Source organism: Tumebacillus flagellatus (assembly GCF_000714935.1).
GTDB classification, from domain to species: domain Bacteria; phylum Bacillota; class Bacilli; order Tumebacillales; family Tumebacillaceae; genus Tumebacillus; species Tumebacillus flagellatus.
The window spans coordinates 56,661-74,972 of sequence record NZ_JMIR01000022.1 but is presented as its reverse complement, the minus strand read 5'-3'; the positions used below and the strand labels follow the sequence as shown (position 1 = coordinate 74,972).

17 protein-coding genes and 1 pseudogene are annotated in these 18,312 nt (G+C 57.0%); 12 read left to right on the top strand and 6 right to left on the bottom strand.

The features are described 5' to 3' along the window. The first annotated feature begins 311 nt into the window (after window positions 1-311). From EL26_RS14715 to EL26_RS14670, 10 genes and pseudogenes are all read left to right on the top strand, one after another. Entirely contained in the window at window positions 312-590 is a 279-nt protein-coding gene (locus EL26_RS14715; protein ID WP_038090404.1) for a hypothetical protein, read from the top strand. Between the two features lie 323 nt (window positions 591-913). Further along, window positions 914-1,819, top strand: coding sequence for a branched-chain-amino-acid transaminase (ilvE, locus tag EL26_RS14710; RefSeq protein WP_038090395.1), 906 nt, complete (start codon window positions 914-916; stop codon window positions 1,817-1,819). Between the two features lie 111 nt (window positions 1,820-1,930). Then, window positions 1,931-2,413: pseudogene (locus EL26_RS26220) on the top strand (thiamine pyrophosphate-binding protein); the annotation flags it as partial. 355 nt (window positions 2,414-2,768) lie between these two features. Further along, entirely contained in the window at window positions 2,769-3,833 is a 1,065-nt protein-coding gene (locus EL26_RS14700; protein WP_038090391.1) for a sensor histidine kinase, read from the top strand. Between the two features lie 25 nt (window positions 3,834-3,858). Beyond that, entirely contained in the window at window positions 3,859-4,479 is a 621-nt protein-coding gene (locus EL26_RS14695) for a response regulator (RefSeq protein WP_038090477.1), read from the top strand. Between the two features lie 111 nt (window positions 4,480-4,590). Next, a complete protein-coding gene (locus EL26_RS14690; RefSeq protein ID WP_038090388.1) occupies window positions 4,591-5,373 on the top strand; it encodes a sulfite exporter TauE/SafE family protein in 783 nt (260 codons plus the stop codon). Window positions 5,374-5,386: 13 nt separating this feature from the next. Further along, window positions 5,387-6,520 (top strand): MBL fold metallo-hydrolase, encoded by a 1,134-nt coding sequence (locus EL26_RS14685; RefSeq protein ID WP_038090385.1) that lies wholly within the window; start codon window positions 5,387-5,389, stop codon window positions 6,518-6,520. A gap of 75 nt (window positions 6,521-6,595) precedes the next feature. Next, window positions 6,596-7,933: a cytochrome ubiquinol oxidase subunit I gene (locus EL26_RS14680; protein WP_038090377.1), complete on the top strand. Its 1,338-nt coding sequence runs from the start codon at window positions 6,596-6,598 to the stop codon at window positions 7,931-7,933. Further along, the gene (locus tag EL26_RS14675) at window positions 7,923-8,945 is read left to right on the top strand and encodes a cytochrome d ubiquinol oxidase subunit II (protein WP_038090369.1); all 1,023 of its coding nucleotides are present in this window, start codon (window positions 7,923-7,925) and stop codon (window positions 8,943-8,945) included. The genes EL26_RS14680 and EL26_RS14675 overlap by 11 nt, the downstream gene beginning before the upstream one ends. Window positions 8,946-8,967: 22 nt before the next feature. Beyond that, the gene (locus EL26_RS14670; protein WP_038090367.1) at window positions 8,968-10,164 is read left to right on the top strand and encodes an NAD(P)/FAD-dependent oxidoreductase; all 1,197 of its coding nucleotides are present in this window, start codon (window positions 8,968-8,970) and stop codon (window positions 10,162-10,164) included. A gap of 43 nt (window positions 10,165-10,207) precedes the next feature. Here the strand turns inward: EL26_RS14670 and EL26_RS14665 are convergent, their stop codons facing one another. Beyond that, window positions 10,208-10,801, bottom strand: coding sequence for a biotin transporter BioY (locus EL26_RS14665; RefSeq protein WP_038090364.1), 594 nt, complete (start codon window positions 10,799-10,801; stop codon window positions 10,208-10,210). A 98-nt stretch (window positions 10,802-10,899) separates the two neighbouring features. Between EL26_RS14665 and EL26_RS14660 the strand changes: the two genes are divergently transcribed. Both EL26_RS14660 and EL26_RS23880 read left to right on the top strand, forming a co-directional pair. After that, complete coding sequence (locus tag EL26_RS14660; RefSeq protein ID WP_052036415.1) at window positions 10,900-11,814, top strand: ATP-binding cassette domain-containing protein; 915 nt, start codon at window positions 10,900-10,902, stop codon at window positions 11,812-11,814. Beyond that, complete coding sequence (locus EL26_RS23880; protein WP_052036414.1) at window positions 11,811-13,538, top strand: ATP-binding cassette domain-containing protein; 1,728 nt, start codon at window positions 11,811-11,813, stop codon at window positions 13,536-13,538. Before EL26_RS14660 ends, EL26_RS23880 begins: the two co-directional genes overlap by 4 nt. Window positions 13,539-13,554: 16 nt before the next feature. Here EL26_RS23880 and EL26_RS14650 read toward each other — a convergent pair whose 3' ends face one another. The 5 genes from EL26_RS14650 to EL26_RS14630 form a co-directional block, all read right to left on the bottom strand. Further along, window positions 13,555-15,015: a sensor histidine kinase gene (locus tag EL26_RS14650; RefSeq protein ID WP_052036413.1), complete on the bottom strand. Its 1,461-nt coding sequence runs from the start codon at window positions 15,013-15,015 to the stop codon at window positions 13,555-13,557. After that, a complete protein-coding gene (locus EL26_RS14645; RefSeq protein ID WP_038090363.1) occupies window positions 15,012-15,740 on the bottom strand; it encodes a response regulator transcription factor in 729 nt (242 codons plus the stop codon). The genes EL26_RS14650 and EL26_RS14645 overlap by 4 nt, the downstream gene beginning before the upstream one ends. Before the next feature lie 90 nt (window positions 15,741-15,830). Then, the gene (locus EL26_RS14640) at window positions 15,831-16,583 is read right to left on the bottom strand and encodes an ABC transporter permease (protein WP_038090361.1); all 753 of its coding nucleotides are present in this window, start codon (window positions 16,581-16,583) and stop codon (window positions 15,831-15,833) included. A gap of 12 nt (window positions 16,584-16,595) precedes the next feature. Further along, window positions 16,596-17,309 (bottom strand): ABC transporter permease, encoded by a 714-nt coding sequence (locus EL26_RS14635; protein WP_052036412.1) that lies wholly within the window; start codon window positions 17,307-17,309, stop codon window positions 16,596-16,598. Beyond that, window positions 17,309-18,223, bottom strand: coding sequence for an ABC transporter ATP-binding protein (locus EL26_RS14630; RefSeq protein ID WP_038090350.1), 915 nt, complete (start codon window positions 18,221-18,223; stop codon window positions 17,309-17,311). The genes EL26_RS14635 and EL26_RS14630 overlap by 1 nt, the downstream gene beginning before the upstream one ends. Window positions 18,224-18,312 lie beyond the last annotated feature (89 nt).

The window sequence follows — 18,312 nt, the reverse complement described above, 5'->3', positions numbered from 1 at the left end:
CAATAAATGCCCCTCTGTTTCTGCGGCAGAGAGGCTTTTTTATGCGCGAAAGGTACAGGGTATGAAACTTTTTTACGGAAAATTGGCTTAAAATGTGTCAGTCCATGTCGAAGTCTGCGGCGACAGAACCCTTGTCAAACTGACGGGTCGGTTTAATTGTCAGAATCATTGGCCTCGCTTTTCTCTGAGTCAAACAATTGTATCCGCTTACATTTGCTTCATTCAACGTTTAATCCTAATTGACAGAAAGTTGCGTCCCTTTCTATAATACGAGTAACAAAGGGACGCAACTACAAGGAGGCGAGCAGAAGATGACACACGCACTGTTTATCTGTTGTTCGAACCCGGTACAGATCTTGGGGCCGGTGGCGATGAGTTTGACGCAAGAAGGGTTGTCGATGGATGCGATGACGATTTCGCAGCGAGAGGAATTGGCGGAATTGCACTTGAGCGTCACCGGAGACGAAGACGCGGTCGAACGCTTCCGCAAGCAACTGCAAGACGTGCGCGGCGTACAGCTCGCCACAAACCTCTCGACCGACGAGCAAGGCTGGTTCATCTCTTCGCAAATCAACGAAGTGTACGCCTGATTTCTGAAAAAACTCCCCAGGAGGCACCCTCGCGTGCCTCCTATTTTCATGTCGAAACCACACGAAACATCAAAAAAAATTGGCTCAAAATGCACAGGTCCATCGCAAGCCCTCTCCCTCCCGCGCCCCCGTACAACCCCTCACAAACCTCTTAAATTATCTGAAAAAATGACACACGAAAGATAAGGTTATTTCCTTGTGTAAGCGCTTTACAAGTCCGGATTGGACCTCTCCCACGCGTTGACAGAGGCGCGGAGCAGTCCCATAATACGGGTAACACAGCTACGTGACAGATTTTTCAGACAAAAGAGGAGTGTAGAGAAATGAGCGAAACGTTGGTCTACCTGGACGGAGAATTTGTACCCAAAAGCAAAGCGGTGGTGTCGGTGTTTGACCACGGATTCCTCTACGGCGACGGGATTTTTGAAGGCATTCGCTGTTACGGCGGCAACGTGTTCTGCCTGCATGAGCACATCGTCCGGTTGTACGAGTCGGCGAAGTCGATCTTGCTCGACATTCCGCTCACGATCGAAGAGATGGAGCAGGCGGTGGTCGATACGCTGCAAGCGAACGGAATGGCGGACGCGTACATCCGCTTGATCGTCTCGCGCGGCGTCGGCAACTTGGGGCTCGACCCGCGCTCCTGCGCCCGCTCGTCGGTGATCATCATCACGGAAGCGCTGAGCCTGTTCCCGCAAGCGTTCTACGAACAGGGGCTCTCGATCGTCACCGTGCCGACGCGCCGCAACATTCCGGACGCGCTGAACCCGAAAATCAAATCGCTGAACTACCTGAACAACATCCTCGTCAAGATGGAAGCCGCCCGCGCCGGCGTCCACGAAGCGTTGATGCTCAACCAAGACGGTTATGTCTGCGAAGGGTCGGGCGACAACATCTTCCTCGTCAAAAACGGAAAAGTCATCACCCCGCCGACCTACCTCGGCGCGTTGGAAGGCATCACGCGCAACATCGTGATCGAGCTCTGCGCAGAACTGGGCATCCCGTGCGAAGAGAAGCCGTTCACCCGTCATGACGTGTACGTGGCAGACGAAGTGTTCCTGACAGGCACGGCTGCCGAGATGATTCCGGTCATCGATTGCGACGGACGCACGATCGGCAACGGCCAACCGGGTGAGATGACGCAACGCCTGACCGAAGCGTTCCGCGGCATCACTCATCAGCGCGGCACCAAAGTGCCTGAACTGTATACGGCAGTTGAAACGGTCTGATACCGAGACCCTACGGCGGGATCTTGAGAGGAGTGAGGCGCTTTGAAGCAAGACTTGTCAGCCCGTCACGAACCGCAAGTCAGCAGCACTCCGACCACGAGCCCGGAACACATGACCGGTTCCCGGATGGTGGTGGAATGTTTCAAACGCTTGGGCATCGATACGGTGTTCGGCTATCCGGGCGGCGCGATCTTGCCGCTGAATGACGCACGATACGACAGCGGCGTCGAGCACGTAATGACCCGCCACGAACAAGCGGCAATTCACGCAGCCGAAGGGTACGCCCGAGCGACCGGCTAAGTCGGAACGGTCATCGCGACCTCCGGCCCCGGCGCCACCCATCTCGTCACAGGCATCGCCGATGCTTGTATGGATTCCATCCCTCTCGTGATCATCACCGGTTAAGTGGCGACCGGGATGCTGGGCAAGGACAAGTTTTAAGAAGCGGATGTGTTTGGCATCACGATGCCGATCACCAAACACAAAGTCCAAGTCCGCGACGCCGCCGATCTCCCTCGCATTCTCCGCGAAGCCTACCACATCGCGGGGAGCGGGCGGCCCGGTCCGGTGTTGATCGATTTGCCCAATGATGTCTCCACGCAACTTGCCGTCTTTCACGATTCCTCCTCGTCTCCTTGCGCGGCTACAACCCATGCAGAGGGTATGGAAATTCCCTTTTCCGTCGACCCCTACCGCCGTCATCTCTTGCTGGAAGGGTTGGATGACATCGGCGCATGCGGCAGCCATCGATGCCTGCGAACAGCGGCAGGCGTAAACATCGTCGAATTCGAGCATGTCGGGATCAACGTGAATGTATCCACACATTTTAAAAATAGGGGGCAGCCCCTATTTTTTTTTGTTGCAAAGTGCGACATGATAAGAGAAGTGCAGAAGTCCGTTCTCCAGTTGGCAGGAGGGCGGACTTTTCCAAATCAGAGGAGGAGTTCCGATGGGTCATCCTGACTTCCACAATAAATATATGGAAAAAGTCTTTGAAAACCTGCAAGACGGAATCCTGATCATGAACCAAGACCGGGAAATACTGGTCATGAATCCCTCCGCCTCTCGAATGACCGGGTGGAAGATTGGACAACGGGTTCCCTATTGCAAATTCTGTCAAACGCGGGTCTGTGAAGAAGGGGAGGAGCCTTGCTATCTGGTGGCCAAACGGGAGGTGCCGTACTTCCTCTCGTCCATGCCGACCTATGAGGGAACCTACATCGACGTCGAGATGAGCACGGCGATCATTTATGAGTCGGAAAAAGAAGGGCAGCAGGAAATCTTGTTGGTGCTCAAAGACATGACGTTGAAGAAAAAAGAGGAAGAGGCGCGGTTTACCAAACTCTCTTTGCAAAAAACGCTTCAAGCCCAAGAAAGCGAACACAAACGCTTGGCGCAAGAACTTCATGACGGCATCGGGCAATCGTTGTATTCGGTGTCGCTTGGAGTCCAAGCGATTCAAAAACACTTGGAACAACTGGATCAAGAGGGCACGTTCAAAAGTTATTGTGCGGAACTGTCCCAAGTCATCGACCAAGCGATTCAGGACATCAAAATCTACACCACGCAGCTGCGTCCGACGGGATTGGACCAACTGGGTCTGGTTGCAGCTGTTACCACGATGCTCCAAACCCTGCAAAGCGCCAACACGGACATCGCGTTTGAGTTCAAGCACGACTACAACCTGCCGCTGTCGCAGATGATCTGCCTCAACGTGTATCGGGTGATTCAAGAAGCGGTTCATAACGCCTTGAAGTATGCCGAAGCCAAGTGCGTTTGCGTGACGATCGGGCAGAAAACGGATGATCGGCTCTTGACCTTGCAGATTCAAGACGACGGAAGGGGATTTGACCTCGGGAAGGCGAGGGAAGGATTGGGGCTGAAACACATGGAGGAACGTGTCCACCAAGTGCAGGGACAGATGCGAATTCAAACACAAAAGGGATACGGGACGGAAATTTTCGTGGAGATTCCGGTACCGGAAGAGGAGGGAGAATCTCGTGACCAAGTGTAGAGTGTTGCTGGTGGACGACCATACGATGGTGCGCAAAGGGCTGTCCATGCTGCTCGCCGCTTACCCCGACATTGAAGTGGTCGGGGAAGCGGAAGAGGGCAACGAAGCGGTGCTGTTGGCGCAAACGTTGCACCCGGACGTGATCTTGATGGATTTGTCGATGCCAAACGGTCTGGACGGATTCTTGGCCGGCAAAAAAATCCACGGCCTGCTCCCGGAAATCGGCATCATCGCCTTGACGATGCACGACGAAGAGGTTTTTATTCAACAGGCGATCAAAATCGGCGCGCGCGGCTATATCTTGAAAAATTCGCAAAGCGATGTGCTGGTGTCGGCCATCTACGAAGTTCACAAAGGCCGGCCTTATTTCCGTACGTCGGTCTCCGAAGAAAAAATTAAACAATGGTTGGAAACCAAGGAAGACGAGCCCCTTCCGTCCGTATTGACCGATCGGGAAAAAGAGATCGTGCGCCTTACCGTCTTGGGATTTACCAACAAGCAAATTGCCGACAAATTAATGATTTCCAACAAAACGGTGGAAAATCACAAAACAAACATCATGACCAAACTCAAGTTCACCACCAAACATGACCTGATTCAATTCGCGATTCGAAACGGATACTTTGATATTGTGGTCGAGAAGTAAGAGGGAACACACAGATAGGGGGGTTCCCCCATACTCAACAAGAAGGCGGTTCGGTAGGATGAAGACAGTTGGTGATGCAGAGGCAAGAAAACAGGAAAGAGGTGAGCCAACTTGTCTTTATCACTGATCGTGATCTTGTTTCTGCTCGGATTCGCCGGTTCGTTTCTTTCAGGTCTGGTTGGAATTGGAGGAGCGATCATCAATTATCCCTTGCTGTTGTACGTGCCGGCTGCCTTGGGAGTGGCTTCTTACACTGCCCATGAAGTTTCCGGGATTACGGCTGTACAGGTTTTTTTCGCGGCGCTGTCCGGGGCTTTGGCGTTGCGCAAAGCCAAAGTCATTCATTACAAACTCGTTGCGTACATGGGCGTTGCGATCTTGATCGGGAGCTTTGGAGGGGCGTATGGCGGGAAGTTTCTCTCCAGTGCGGGAGTTAACACGGTGTATGCGATTCTGGCCACGTTGGCGGTAGTGATGATGTTCGCGCCGAAAACGAAAACGGAAGACCTGCCCGTTGACCAGGTGCGCATCAACTACGGGATCGCCGTGGCCTCCGCTTTACTCGTCGGGGGTACGTCCGGAGTTGTGGGAGCCGGGGGGGCGTTCCTGTTGGTTCCGATCCTGTTGACCGTCTTGAAGATCCCGACACGAGTGACGCTCGCCACGTCGCTGGCGATCACGTTCCTCTCTTCAATCGGCTCCACGATCGGGAAAGTCATGGCAGGAGATGTGCTGTGGGGACCTGCGACGGTTCTGGTGGTCGCATCGGTTCTGGCCGCACCGCTTGGAGCCAAGATGAGCGGCAAAGTTCCTTCAATGGTTCTCCGGACGTTGTTAGTGTTGCTCATCGCAAGTACGGCAGGAAAAGTTTGGTTTGAAATTTATACAAAATAGAGGAGGAAGTTCCATGACCGTAAACATCATCAACGCAAAACAAATGCACGAGTGGATGGAAAAGCAAGACGACCTGTGTTTGGTGGATGTTCGCTCGCATCAAGATTTTGACAATTGGAAAGTGTTGACCAAATCGACGCCGCTGGTTTGCATCCCGTATGACGATTTTCAAGACGAGGAGCGAGAAACTTGGAAGAGCCTCCCGTCCGACCGGCCGCTCGGCATTATCTGCTACCGGGGCCGCTCGGCGCGCGAAGTGGCGGAGAAACTCGACGCCAAGGGATTGGATGTGTACGTTCTGGACGGCGGCATGCAGGAATGGAGCCAATTTTACCATCCGGTGACCGTTGTCGAGGACGGTTGGAAGTTGATCCAAATTCAACGCCTTGGCAAAGGATGCTTGTCGTACATGATCGTCTCCGGCGTCGAAGCGATGGTGGTGGACCCGGGCCGTCATATCGAAACATATCTCGAACTCGCCGCGCAAGAAGGCGTTCGCATCACCAGCATCATGGACACTCATCTGCACGCCGACCATATTTCAGGCGCCGTCGAATTGGCGGAAAAAACGGGCGCTCGGTACCTGATCTCTTCGCAAGAGATGCAAGGTTCTACTCTGCCGTATGTGCCGGTGGAATCTATGGACTCGATCAAGATGGGTGACGTGCAAGTCAAAGTGCTGCTCGTCCCGACTCCGGGGCATACGCCGGGTTCCGTTTCCTTCTTGGTCAATGACCGGTACTTGCTCTCCGGCGATACCGTGTTTGTCGGCGGCTTGGGCCGTCCGGACCTCGGCGGTCAGGCGAGAGCGTGGGCACAGAAACTGTACGAAACCGTATTCAACGGATTGGCAAAACTTCCGGATGACACGATTGTTCTGCCGACGCACTTTTCCTCGGTGGAAGAATTCAGCGCATCAGGCTACGTCGGGGCAGACTTGGGCACGATCCGCGCGAACAACGAAGTGATGCGCACCGAAGATTTGGAACTGTTCACCGAGATGGTGGCGGGACGCGTGGGCGCAACGCCGCCGAACTACACGGAAATTGTGGAACTGAACCGCGGACATCTGACGGCTGACGCAGACAAGAAACTGGAGCTGGAATTTGGGCCGAACCGCTGTGCAGCCAAACACTCCAATCTATAGGAAGTAACGAAAGAAAAACAACCGTCCCCATCGGCGGGCGGTTGTTTTCTTCCGGCAGGAGAAAGGGAGAGGACAATGAACTTGGATCAGACGATGCTCGCTCGTATCTTGACGATGATGACGCTGTCCTTTCACATCATATTTGCCACGTTGGGGGTCGGAATGCCGCTGGTCATCTCCATCGCGGAGTTTCTGGGGATTCGTCGGGGGGACGACCACTATCTGCAGATGGCCAAACGCTGGAGCAAAGGGTATACGGTGACGGTGGCGGTCGGGGTTGTCACCGGCACCTGCATCGGGTTGCAACTGTCTCTGCTCTGGCCGACGTTTATGAAATTGGGCGGTGACGCCATCGCGTTGCCGCTGTTTTTGGAAACGTTCGCGTTCTTCTTTGAAGCGATTTTCTTAGGGATCTACCTGTATTCGTGGAATCGGTTTTCCAACCCGTGGATTCACTGGGCATTGGGCATTCCCGTTCTCGTCGGTTCTTCTCTGTCCGCCTTTTTCATCATGACGGTCAACGCGTTCATGAACGCGCCGCAAGGGTTCAAGCTTCAAGACGGCAAGATTGTCGATGTTCAGCCGATCCTTGCGATGTTCAACCCGGCGACGCCGACGAAAGCAGGGCATATGATCTTGTCGGCGTGGGCGACCACCGCGTTTGTGTTGGCGTGTTTGGCGGCTTATCGAATGCTCAAAGGCAACAAGCAAGAGTATGTGAAGAAAGCGCTGCGACTGACGATGGTGCTCTCGTTGGTTTTTTCCTCCGGCACAGCTTTGTACGGCGATTTGGCCGGGAAGTACTTGGCGAAGCACCAGCCGGAAAAACTCGCGGCAGCCGAATGGCATTTTGACACGGGGACGCAAGCAAGCCTCGTGCTGGGCGGCGTGCTGAATGAACAAACGCACGAGATTTCCTACGGCGTGAAAATTCCATACCTGCTGTCTTTTCTCGCAACGGGTTCGCCAACGGGTGAGGTCAAGGGATTGAACGAAGTCGCCAAGGATTTGCAACCTCCGCTTTTTGTCCATTACTTGTTTGACGCCATGGCAGGGATCGGTTCGTATATGGTCTTGGTTCCGCTTCTCTACTTCCTCTGGACGAGAAAGCGCGGCAGAGAAGTTCCGAAGGGGTTGATGCGCTTGATCGTCTGGGGAGGTCCGTTGGCGATGCTCGCGATCCAACTCGGGTGGGTGTTCTCGGAAGTGGGACGCCAACCGTGGATTCTCGTCGGCTATCTGAAAACGGGCGCATCCGCGACGACCTCGGCCCATGTTGGTTCGATGGTAATCTTGTTCGGGCTGCTGTATGTCTTCTTGGGCGTCGCGGCGAGCCGGGTGTTGTTGCGGATGTTCCGAAACAACCCGATCCCGGCGGATGTTGACCAAGGGAGGGAGCCTCATGTCGCTTGAGAACGTGGGCATTACCGTGTTGTGGATGTTTCTCTATGGCTACGTCATCGTGGCGTCCATTGACTTTGGCGCGGGGTTTTTCTCTTACTACAGTTTCATCACCGGGCGGGAGCATCTCGTCAACGGCGTGATCGAACGGTACCTGTCCCCGATGTGGGAAGTGACCAACGTTTTTTTGATCTTTTTCATGGTCGGCTTGATCGGGTTCTATCCGGATACGGCTTACTATTACGGTACGGCGCTGTTGGTGCCGGGGAGCATTGCGCTCGTCCTGCTGGCGCTGCGCGGATCGTTTTACGCGTTCTCGCACTACGCCAAGTCGAGCGCTCTGTATCGCTTTCTCTACGGCGCGACCGGATTGTTCATTCCCGCTTCGTTGGCGACGGTGCTGACGATTTCCGAAGGCGGGTTCATCGACGAAAACAACGGCAAAGTGACTCTCGCTCTGGATCGCTTGCTCAGCAATCCGTATTCCTGGGCAGTGGTGCTGGTGGCGGTGACCAGCGTTCTGTATATTTCCGCAAGTTTTTTGGCGTACTACGCCAAGAAAGCACGAGATCCGGCGGCGGCGGAAACGTTGCGCCGGTTCGCATTGGCGACTGCGTTGCCGACCATCTTTGCTTCGTTGCTGGTGTTTTTTACACTTCGGACGCACAACCCGGGACATTTTGAGCGCATGTTGGACATCTATCCGCTGTTTTTGGGCAGTTTCGGTTGTTTCTTGGTTGCGTTCGCCCTGCAAGTGACGCGCAAGTCGTACGGGTGGGCGTTTGTATGGGTGATGCTGCAGTTTCTGTTCGCTCTGTTTGGGTACGGCGCTTCTCATCTGCCGTATTTGTTGGAGCCGTATATCAAGGTTCACGACAGCATCACGTCCCCGCAGATGGGCTTGGCGTTGGTGATCGGGTTGATCGCCGGGTTGTGCCTGCTCATCCCGTCGCTGGTCTTGCTGATGAAACTGTTTTTGTTTAACACCAAGTATGCGAGCGGCAAGTTGTCGGAGGAGCCATAGGAGAAAGGGAGGCGTTCAAGAGATGAAAACTCGTCATTATAAAGTCGTAATCGTCGGTGGAGGCAGCGGGGGAATCAGCGTGGCGGCCCGATTGCTGCGGGCGAACAGCGGTTTGGCTCGGCAAGTGGCCGTTATCGACCCGGCAACCAAACACTACTACCAACCGCTCTGGACGTTGGTGGGCGGAGGAGCCGCCAAACGGGAGCAAACAGAACGGGAGCAACGGTCGGTGATTCCACGCGGCGCCGATTGGGTGCAAGAAGCGGTTACGGAGTTTGAGCCGGAAACCAACACCGTGATCACGGCGTCGGGAAGCCGGTTCACGTACGAGTACTTGGTGGTGGCGGCCGGCATTCAAGTCGACTGGGACAAAATCAAGGGCCTGCGGGACACGATCGGCAAAAACGGAGTGTGCAGCAACTACTCATATGACTATGTGAACAGCACGTGGGAAGCGATTCGCAATTTCAAAGGCGGACGAGCGATTTTCACGCTTCCGAACACCCCGATCAAGTGCGGGGGCGCTCCGCAGAAGATCATGTACTTGGCGGACGACTATTTTCGGAAATCCGGGGTGCGCGCCAAGAGCGAGATCCGCTTTCTGTCCGCAAACGCCGGCATCTTCTCGGTCCCGAAGTACGCTGCGTCATTGAGTGAAGTGGTCAAGCGCAAAGAGATTCAGACCCGGTTCCAAATGAATTTGGTGGAGATTCGCGGGAGAGAGCGCCAAGCGGTGTTTGAGAACTTGGCGACCGGAGAGCAAGAAGTTCAGGACTACGACATGATCCACGTCGTGCCTCCGATGAGCGCGCCCGACTTTCTCAAGAAAAGCCCGCTGGCCGATGCGGCCGGCTGGGTGGACGTGGACGCAACCTACCTGCGTCACAAACGTTATGGGAACGTGTTTGCCTTGGGGGACTGCGCCAACTTGCCGACTTCGAAAACGGGAGCCGCGATCCGCAAACAGGCACCCGTCGTCGCGCAGAACCTGCTTTCCGTGATGCAAGGAGTCCCGATGAAGTCCACTTATGACGGATACACGTCCTGCCCGATCGTGACGGGGTACGGCAAACTGATCATGGCGGAATTCGATTACCAGTCTCAACCGAAAGAGACGTTCCCGTTTGATCAATCCAAAGAACGTTTGAGCATGTACCTGTTGAAAAAAAACCTGTTGCCGGCGATGTATTGGAAAGGCATGTTGAAGGGTCTGATGTAGGAAGAGGAGAGAAAGCCCCGGTCTGTTGACCGGGGCTTTTGGGTTAGTTCAGTTTGACGACTCGCGATTGAGCCGTGCCCACCAAGCGGGAAGAGGGGTAGAGTTTGCGAACGGGCAGCGCGATCAGCGCTGCGGCAACCGACTTGATCGCGTCGCCGAGCAAGAACGGGTAGCAGCCGCCGACGAGCGCTTTTTGCAAGCTCATGCCGGTGACGTGCATCAGCCACCAGACGCCGCTGACGTAGCAGAGCAGCGCGCCGAACACGTAGATGATCACCGCCAGCAAGACCGCCGCGACCGGGCCGTTGCCTTTGACTTTGTTGCCCAAGTAGCCGACGAGAAACGCGCAGACCGGATAGAGCATGACATACCCGCCGGTCGGACCCGCGAGCACGGAGAGGCCGCCTGTGCCGTGGAGCATCGGCAGGCCGAGGATGGTCAAGAGGATGACGAGCAGCATCGAGAAAAATCCGTACCCCGCTCCGAGGAAGATGCCCGCCAGCATGACGACCATGTTGCCGAGCGTGATGGGAACCGGCGTGAATCCGAGGTTGATGTTCACGTTGCTAAACACGACCATGAGCGCAGCAATCAAAGCGGAAAACACCAGACCGCGCACTGTGAGTTTCGAACGCATTGCAGAAACCTCCGTCCTAATGTTAACTTGGATACTAAATAGGATGACAATCGGATTCTACCACACAGGCAGCAGGGTTGAAAAGGGGAGGAAGCGACATGAGCAGGGAACAAGCGCTCGGCGGCAAGGAAGCGTTCAGGTTGCAAGGCGTGTCCGTTGCGTTTGCGGTGACCGGAGGGACGGGGGAGCATCGGGAAGCCGAGAACGAGACGACTACAAACACGTTGAAACACGCAGGCAGAAACGGCGGGTCTGCAAACCCGGACGGCATTCGTTTCGTCCTGCGTGATCTGGATCTCGAAGTCCGCCGAGGCGACTGGGTAGCCGTCGTCGGCCGCAACGGCAGCGGCAAAAGCACGTTGGGACGAGTCTTGGCGGGATTGTTGCCCGTCTCGCGCGGAACTTTGGAGCGCAGCGCAGGACTGGTGCAACTGGTCTTCCAAACCCCGGACGCGCAGATCGTCGGCGAAACCGTCTGGGAAGACGTCTGCTTCGGCCTGGAAAACCTCGCCGTCCCGCCCGACGAGATGCCCGCCCGCGCCGAAGAAGCCCTGCTCACCGTCGGCTTGCTCGAAAAAAAACACGCCAACGTCTCCACGCTCTCCGGCGGACAAAAACAGTTGCTCGCCGTCGCCGGTTGCTTGGCGATGAAAGCGGACGTGCTGGTGTTTGACGAAGCGACCTCCATGCTCGACCCGGAATCGCGGGCTCGGCTGCTCGACGTCGCCGCCCGCTTGCATCAAGCGGGGCAGACGGTGATCTGGATCACACAATGGATGGACGAAGTGGCGCGGGCGCAACGCGTCGTGGCGTTGGAAGTGGGGCGCGTGGTGTTTGAAGGCGCGCCGGAGGTGTTTTTTTATGGAAGAGAGGGGTCGGAGGGGCAGACGCCTTGTGACTCGTTAGGGTTTGCGCCGCCTTATGTCGTGCAGGTGGCGCGCGCGTTGGAGCGGCGCGGAGTCGCGTTGCGCAAGCGGCCGCTTTTGCCGGAAGAGGTGGGGGATTTCGTATGAGTTTGACAGTGCAGAGTGTGAGTTTGCAGGGGATCTTGCGCGAAGTGACGTGTGAAATTCATTCCGGCATCACGCTGTTGATCGGGCGCACGGGAGCGGGGAAGTCTACGTTGCTCGATGTGATGACGGGGTTGCAGAAGCCGACATCCGGTTCGGTGGTGCATGACGGCGTGCCGCTTTGGGACGGGAAGCGCGTCAACCGCGCGGTGCAAAACGAAATCGGCGTCGTGTTTCAATCGCCGGAACAGCAGTTGTTTGCGCGAACGGTGGAAGCGGAGTTTGTGTATTCGCTGAAGCCGCTGAAGTTGACGCCGGAGGAAACGGGGCGTCGTTCGCGGGAGGCGCTTCTGGCGATGGGGTTGTCGGCGGACTTGTTGCCGCAATCGCCGCTGACGTTGAGCGGCGGGCAGAAGCGCCGCGTCGCGCTGGGGACGACGCTCGCGGTGCAACCGCGCTGGCTGTTTCTGGACGAGCCGACGGCAGGATTGGACCCGCAAAGCACGGCGGGTTTGGTGGACTGGTGCCGCGAGTGGGCGGACGCAACGGATACAGGCGGGCTGGTGATCGCCACGCACGACCTCGACGCGTTCTTCCCGATTGCCGACCGCGTGCTCGTCGTGTCCGGAGGCCGACTGCTCGCCGACCTCACGCCGGACGAACTGTCCGCCAACCCGCAACTCCTCCACGAAGCGGAAATCGGGTTGCCGGAGAGTTTCCAAACAGCGGCAAGCCTTCGCAGGTGCGGATTCAACCTCCCGTCGAAAGTGCTCTCCCCGGAAGAGCTCGCGGAGGAAATTGCGTCGCAGATTCGTTCCAAGACGGAAGCCGGAAGCAACGTGCAGATGCGTTCTTTTGCGTCTGACGCAACTTCGCTAAGTTCAGAAGCCTCGCTGAATGCCGCGCCGAGGCGTTCTTTTGCAACCGACGTTGCACCGCAAAGTTCAGGTGCCGCCTCCCAACAATCCGAGCCCGAAGTGCCCTCCACCCCTCTCATCAACCGCTTGGACCCGCGTGGCAAGTGGGTTTTTTATATCGCGCTCTCGGTGGGGTTGTTGATGCAGACCACGTGGCCCGGCTTGCTCCTTGGAACCTTGCTGACCCTTGCTGTTCTGTTGCTTTCCAAAGCTTCTTACCGCGAACTGTTCCGCGTCACGAAGCCGTTCCTCTACTTCTTGATCTTCTCCGTGCTCCTTTCCGGTTTGCAGTTTGAGGGCGGACTGGGTTTCGCGCTCGACCCGGCGCTGTATACGTTCCGCCAAGTCTTCAAAGTCCTGCTCGTCCTCATCCTCGGCGTCCTGCTTTCCGCCACGACCGGCCAACTGAAGATGAAACGAGCTCTCGAACAAGCCCTCGCGCCGCTCGCCCGCCTGAAACTTCCGGTCGAAGCGTTCGCTCTGGCCGTCTCGCTGCTCCTGCGCTTCATCCCGGTGATCCTGCGCGAACTGCAACGCTTCTCCCGCATCACGCGCGCTCGCGGACGCTCCAACGCTAAACTCGGCGGCTTGCGCGTCCGCGACATCCCCGTGCTGGTGATCCCGCTCTTGCTCTCGATCTTCCAACTCGGCGAAGAGCTCTCCACCGCCATGGAAGCCCGAGGCTACGGCTCTTTCGGAAAAAAACGCACCCACAGCATACGCCTCCGCTTTCAGCGAGCCGATTTTCTGACGATGGGGCTTGGTGTTGCGTGTTTGCTGATCCTGATTCTGATCTCCCGTACGACGTAAAAAAAAACCGCTGCTCCTACCGCAGCGGTTTTTTTATGTCGATCGAAGGCACAGGCGGCAACGAAACCACAATCGTCGTTCCCGCGCCCACAGTGCTCTGTACCTCCAACTGCCCTTCATGCGCTTCCACGAGATGCTTCGCAATCGCCGTGCCCAGCCCGCTTCCGGCGCTTTCTTTCGACGCGGTGCTCGTCCCGCGGTAATAGCGGTCGAACAAGTGCTCCAACGTCTGTGCATCCATGCCGACGCCGTTGTCCGCGATGCGAATCCGCACCCCGCCGTCCTCCGCACGCAACACTTCGACTTCAATCCGCGTGCCGGGCGGGTTGTGCTTGGCGGCATTGACCAGCAAGTTGTCGAGCGCGCGCGAGAACCAGCCCCGGTCGAGCGGGTAGAAGATCGACGGCTGCTCAGCCGACGCAAACACCACTTCTTGATTCGACGTCTGCGGATGGTTGATCAAGTGAATCACCGATTGCCGAGCGACCTCAACCACGTCTTCCAGGCGGCGCTCCATCGGAAGCGCTTTGTTGCGCAGTTGGAAGGTCAAATTCAAGTCTTCCAGCAGGAGTTCCATATGCTTCGCTTTTTCCGAAATCACGTGCCCGAACTCGCGGACTTCCGCTTCGCTCCACGAATACTGCTCCGTGGCGAGCAACTCCGCGTACCCCTTTACGGAAGAGAGCGGAGTCTTCATATCATGCGAAACTCCCGCCATCCATTCTTCGCGGGTGCGATCCAAGCGGGCGCGTTCTTCCTCATTGGCTTGCAAAGCGTCCGTGACCCGCTCCAACGTGTTCAACACGTCGCGATAGAGCCGATACCCCCGGCGCAGATTGCCGGACGGATTCCGACTGCGCGCAATTCCGTCTGCGTCCACCGGCTCGCGAAGCTCGCCCGACGCGATGTTCTTCAACCAGTTCATCATGTGCAGCAACGGCGCTCCCAACTGGCGGCCGAACAGAAACGCCACCAACACGGCAAGCAACAAACTGCCGCCCAACACCAAGATCAAAAACCGCGTGCCGATCGACAGTTGCGTCTCCGCATCAAACGGCAGGGCGTAAACCCACGTCACCGAGTTCTCCCCGGAGCCCTTATACCACGTATGAAGCGCGTACCCGTACTCATGCGGATTCTCCCGCATGAACGCCAACTCACCGGGCCCGATGCGTTCGGGGATGTTCGACGGTTTGCGATACGCGAACAACTCCCGCCCGTCGCCGGAGAGCACCTGCACCCAACTCTGCGGAGCCAATTTCGCCAGCGTCTGGGGCGGCACGGTGGCGCGGCCGTCTTGCACCTCTGTCGTTTTTTCCAACTCGCTCAGGACATCAAACATCTCGTTCTGCTGCGGAATGACTTCCTCCGAATACTGCACCCAAAAAATCGTCCCGCCCCAAACCGCACTCACCAACACCACCAGCAGGAACACTTGAGACAGGAACTTCACCGTTAAGCGCGTCTTCAGATTCATCGGGAGTCCCCGTTCGGCATCGCCGCCAATTTATACCCCAACCCGCGAATCGTCACCAGCAAGCGCGGGCGGCTGGGGTCTTCCTCGATTTTCTCGCGCAACCGGCGGACGTGCACCATCACGGTGTTGTCGTCGCCCATGCTGTCTTCGCCCCAGATCGCTTCATACAACTGCTGGCGGGAGAACACGAAATTCGGGTGTTTGCAGAAATACAGCAGCAGTTGAAACTCCCGCGCCGGACAATCCACGGGGGTTCCGTCGACGACGAGCGTGCCGCTTTTTTCCTGCACTTGAAAGCGGCCGAAGTCGTATACCTGCTCGCGAAACTGCATCGCTTGCGGTTCCGCCTGCACGCGTTGGTGGCGGCGCAGGTGCGCTTTGACCCGAGCCGCCACTTCCAGCGGGTGAAACGGCTTGGTGATGTAATCGTCGCCGCCGATGCCAAACCCCATCAACTTGTCGAGATCGGACGTCCGTGCTGTCAAAAAAAGCACCGGCGCGTCCGTGAACTCCCGCATCCGGCGGCACACTTCAAACCCTTCCAGATCGGGCAGCATCACGTCGAGCACGATCAAATCCGGTTGAAACGTCCGGCAAACTTCGATCGCGTCCCGTCCGGTGGCGGCGAGACGGAGGTTGCGGTAGCCTTCCTTTTCCAAAACGATGCGCAACAGGTCGAGAATCGCCTGCTCGTCATCGACCAACAGCACACGCAAATCGTTCATCAGTGGTCACCTCAAGATACTAGCTTTCGCAGACAGGGAAAAAAGTCCTTGTTCGCGCAAGGACTTTTTTTCCAGAGGGTGTCTTCGGACTTAGTGCTGCACGTCGCGCTTGACGAAATGCGTCCAGCCCGCCGCCACCAGCACCAAACTTCCGCCGAGCACGAGCCAGAAGGAAATCGGCGCCAAGTTCAAGATGCCGCCATGCGTGGGGGACATGCCGAGATACGGCTGCGACCACAGGTAGTACACTCTGTACTTTTCCGCGTTCAGCAGCAGCATGCCGGGGATCGCGAGGATGACGTTGAGCGCAAACGGGAGGCCGAAGTTTTTCCAGACCGTCGCGACCCACAGCTGCAACGCCGCCAGCGGCACGAGGGTCAGCCAGCCGCTGAAACCGCTTTTGCCAAGTTCTGTCCACGGAATCGAACCTTCCACTTGCAGGCACAGTCCAAAAATCAGAACGCCTGCCAGCCAAAGGAATTGCGTGAGCGCCAGCATCCCGAGCAGATAGACCAGCTTCGTCAGATAGAGGGTGCTCCGCGAAACCGGGAGCGCCAGAAGCTGTTTCCAGCCGCCGTTCAGATGCTCAAAGCGGCACAACAGCGATGCATAGACGCCCGCCACCAGCGGGAGGAACAGCACGGCATACGTGCCGAGCATTTGCGGGTACATCCACAGCCAGTCATGAACTTCTGCTTGCCCTTGGGCGTCAGGGTGTGTTTCCCCCGTATGCACGTTGAGCCAGCCGAGCAAGAGGCCGAGCAGCGGGCCGACGGGGATGAGAAACCAGAGGCTCGATTTGCGCACTTTCATCCATTCCGAAACGAGAGAATTCCAGAACATTTCCTGCACCTCCTACTTCACTTCGCGCTTGGCGAAGTGAGACGCGCCTGCGAGGACAACCGCGCAAGCCACTCCCAATCCCAGCAGCGCGAACAACCACGGCTTAGGGTCGTGACCGACAGGGCTTGCATATTGCGGGTACGACCACGGAAGCCACGACGGCAACAGGCTCGCGGAGCCGCTGAGCAGCATGCCGACCACGCTGAGCAGAACCGGCAGCGCTTGGTTGTGAAACACGCTGGACAACCAGACCTGCAACGCCAAGACCGGCAACACCGCCAAGCAGGGAGCGAAGCATTCCGTCAGAATCATCTTCCACGGTGTCGGGCCGAGATCAAATCCCAAGCCGAACAGCACATACCCGACCGCCAGCAGCAGCGAGGAGATCCCAAGCATCGCGGCCAGCCACAGAAACTTCCCCACCAAGAGTTGAAAGCGGGAGATCGGCAGCGCCATCAACTGTTTCCACGTATGCCCTTGGTGTTCAATCCCGAGAAAAATCGACGCGAGGATCCCCGAGCCCAGCATCAGTGAAAACACCGTCAACACGTGCAGGATCTGAATCAGAGTCGCCCAGTTGTCTTGACCGGGCTTCACAAGCGTATCGTAGCTGACCGTATACGCCGCCGTCATCAGCGCCATCAAACCGACCGGCGTGAGGAGTGTCAGAGCGACGATCCACGTGCGGCGCAGTTTGAGGGAGTCGGATGCGAGAATCCGCCACATCAGAGGCTCACTCCCTTTCCGACGAGATCGAGGAAGATGTCTTCGAGCGACGGTTTGACTTCGCGCATCCGGTACACGGAGAAGCCCGCCATGACCAGTTCGCGGTTCACGCCTGCGGACGTTTCGAAGTCGGCGTTCGGGAGCGAGAGCAGGCCGTCCTCAAGCGTGACCGACCAGCCTTGGTCTTGCAAGAAATTCCGCACGTCTTGCGGGCGTTCGGTTTCGAGCACCAACTGCGGACGGCTTTGTCTGCGCAGATCGTCCATCGGGCCTTGGAAGATCATCTTGCCTTCGTTGATGATCCCGACCTGTGTCGCCATCTGCTCAATCTCGCTGAGCAAGTGGGAGGAGACGAGGACGGTGATGCCGTGCTGTTTCGGCATTTCGAGGATCAGTTCGCGAATCTCTTGAATGCCCGCGGGGTCGAGGCCGTTCGTCGGTTCGTCGAGAATCAACAGGTCCGGACTTCCGAGCAGCGCTGCTGCGATGCCGAGGCGTTGCTTCATGCCGAGTGAGTAGCCTTTGACTTGCTTGTTTGCGGCTTGCGTCAAGCGCACCAAGTCCAGCACTTCCGCCACGTGCTGGTCGCAAACGCCGAGCAGTCGCGCGATGACTTTCAGATTCTCCGTTCCGGTCAAGTGTCCGTAGTAGGAGGGAGATTCGACGAGAGAGCCGACCCTCCGGAGGACGGAGATGCGGTTTTTTTCAAGGTCTTGGTTGAAGAGCCGAACGCGGCCCGACGTGGGGCGGATCAGGCCCAGCAACATGCGGATCGTCGTCGTCTTCCCGGCGCCGTTGGGGCCGAGAAATCCGTAGATGCTGCCTTGGGGAACTTGCAGGTTCACGTCCGCGACCGAAACTTGTCGGCCGTAGCGGCGTGTCAGTTGTTGGGTTTGAATTACCATTTCGCTCATGTTGATCACCTCAAGGATCATTCTAGAGCCGGTTGTTGTACAGAAAAGAAACGGAACCTGAACAGAAGCTGAATTTTGACTCGTTTCTC

Coding starts and splice junctions, on each gene's coding strand:
- EL26_RS14715 (WP_038090404.1), top strand. CDS start 312: ATGACACACGCACTGTTTATCTGTTGTTCGAACCCGGTACAGATCTTG.
- ilvE (WP_038090395.1), top strand. CDS start 914: ATGAGCGAAACGTTGGTCTACCTGGACGGAGAATTTGTACCCAAAAGC.
- EL26_RS14700 (WP_038090391.1), top strand. CDS start 2,769: ATGGGTCATCCTGACTTCCACAATAAATATATGGAAAAAGTCTTTGAA.
- EL26_RS14695 (WP_038090477.1), top strand. CDS start 3,859: ATGGTGCGCAAAGGGCTGTCCATGCTGCTCGCCGCTTACCCCGACATT.
- EL26_RS14685 (WP_038090385.1), top strand. CDS start 5,387: ATGACCGTAAACATCATCAACGCAAAACAAATGCACGAGTGGATGGAA.
- EL26_RS14680 (WP_038090377.1), top strand. CDS start 6,596: ATGAACTTGGATCAGACGATGCTCGCTCGTATCTTGACGATGATGACG.
- EL26_RS14675 (WP_038090369.1), top strand. CDS start 7,923: ATGTCGCTTGAGAACGTGGGCATTACCGTGTTGTGGATGTTTCTCTAT.
- EL26_RS14670 (WP_038090367.1), top strand. CDS start 8,968: ATGAAAACTCGTCATTATAAAGTCGTAATCGTCGGTGGAGGCAGCGGG.
- EL26_RS14665 (WP_038090364.1), bottom strand. CDS start 10,801: ATGCGTTCGAAACTCACAGTGCGCGGTCTGGTGTTTTCCGCTTTGATT.
- EL26_RS14660 (WP_052036415.1), top strand. CDS start 10,900: ATGAGCAGGGAACAAGCGCTCGGCGGCAAGGAAGCGTTCAGGTTGCAA.
- EL26_RS23880 (WP_052036414.1), top strand. CDS start 11,811: ATGAGTTTGACAGTGCAGAGTGTGAGTTTGCAGGGGATCTTGCGCGAA.
- EL26_RS14650 (WP_052036413.1), bottom strand. CDS start 15,015: ATGAATCTGAAGACGCGCTTAACGGTGAAGTTCCTGTCTCAAGTGTTC.
- EL26_RS14645 (WP_038090363.1), bottom strand. CDS start 15,740: ATGAACGATTTGCGTGTGCTGTTGGTCGATGACGAGCAGGCGATTCTC.
- EL26_RS14640 (WP_038090361.1), bottom strand. CDS start 16,583: ATGTTCTGGAATTCTCTCGTTTCGGAATGGATGAAAGTGCGCAAATCG.
- EL26_RS14635 (WP_052036412.1), bottom strand. CDS start 17,309: ATGTGGCGGATTCTCGCATCCGACTCCCTCAAACTGCGCCGCACGTGG.
- EL26_RS14630 (WP_038090350.1), bottom strand. CDS start 18,223: ATGAGCGAAATGGTAATTCAAACCCAACAACTGACACGCCGCTACGGC.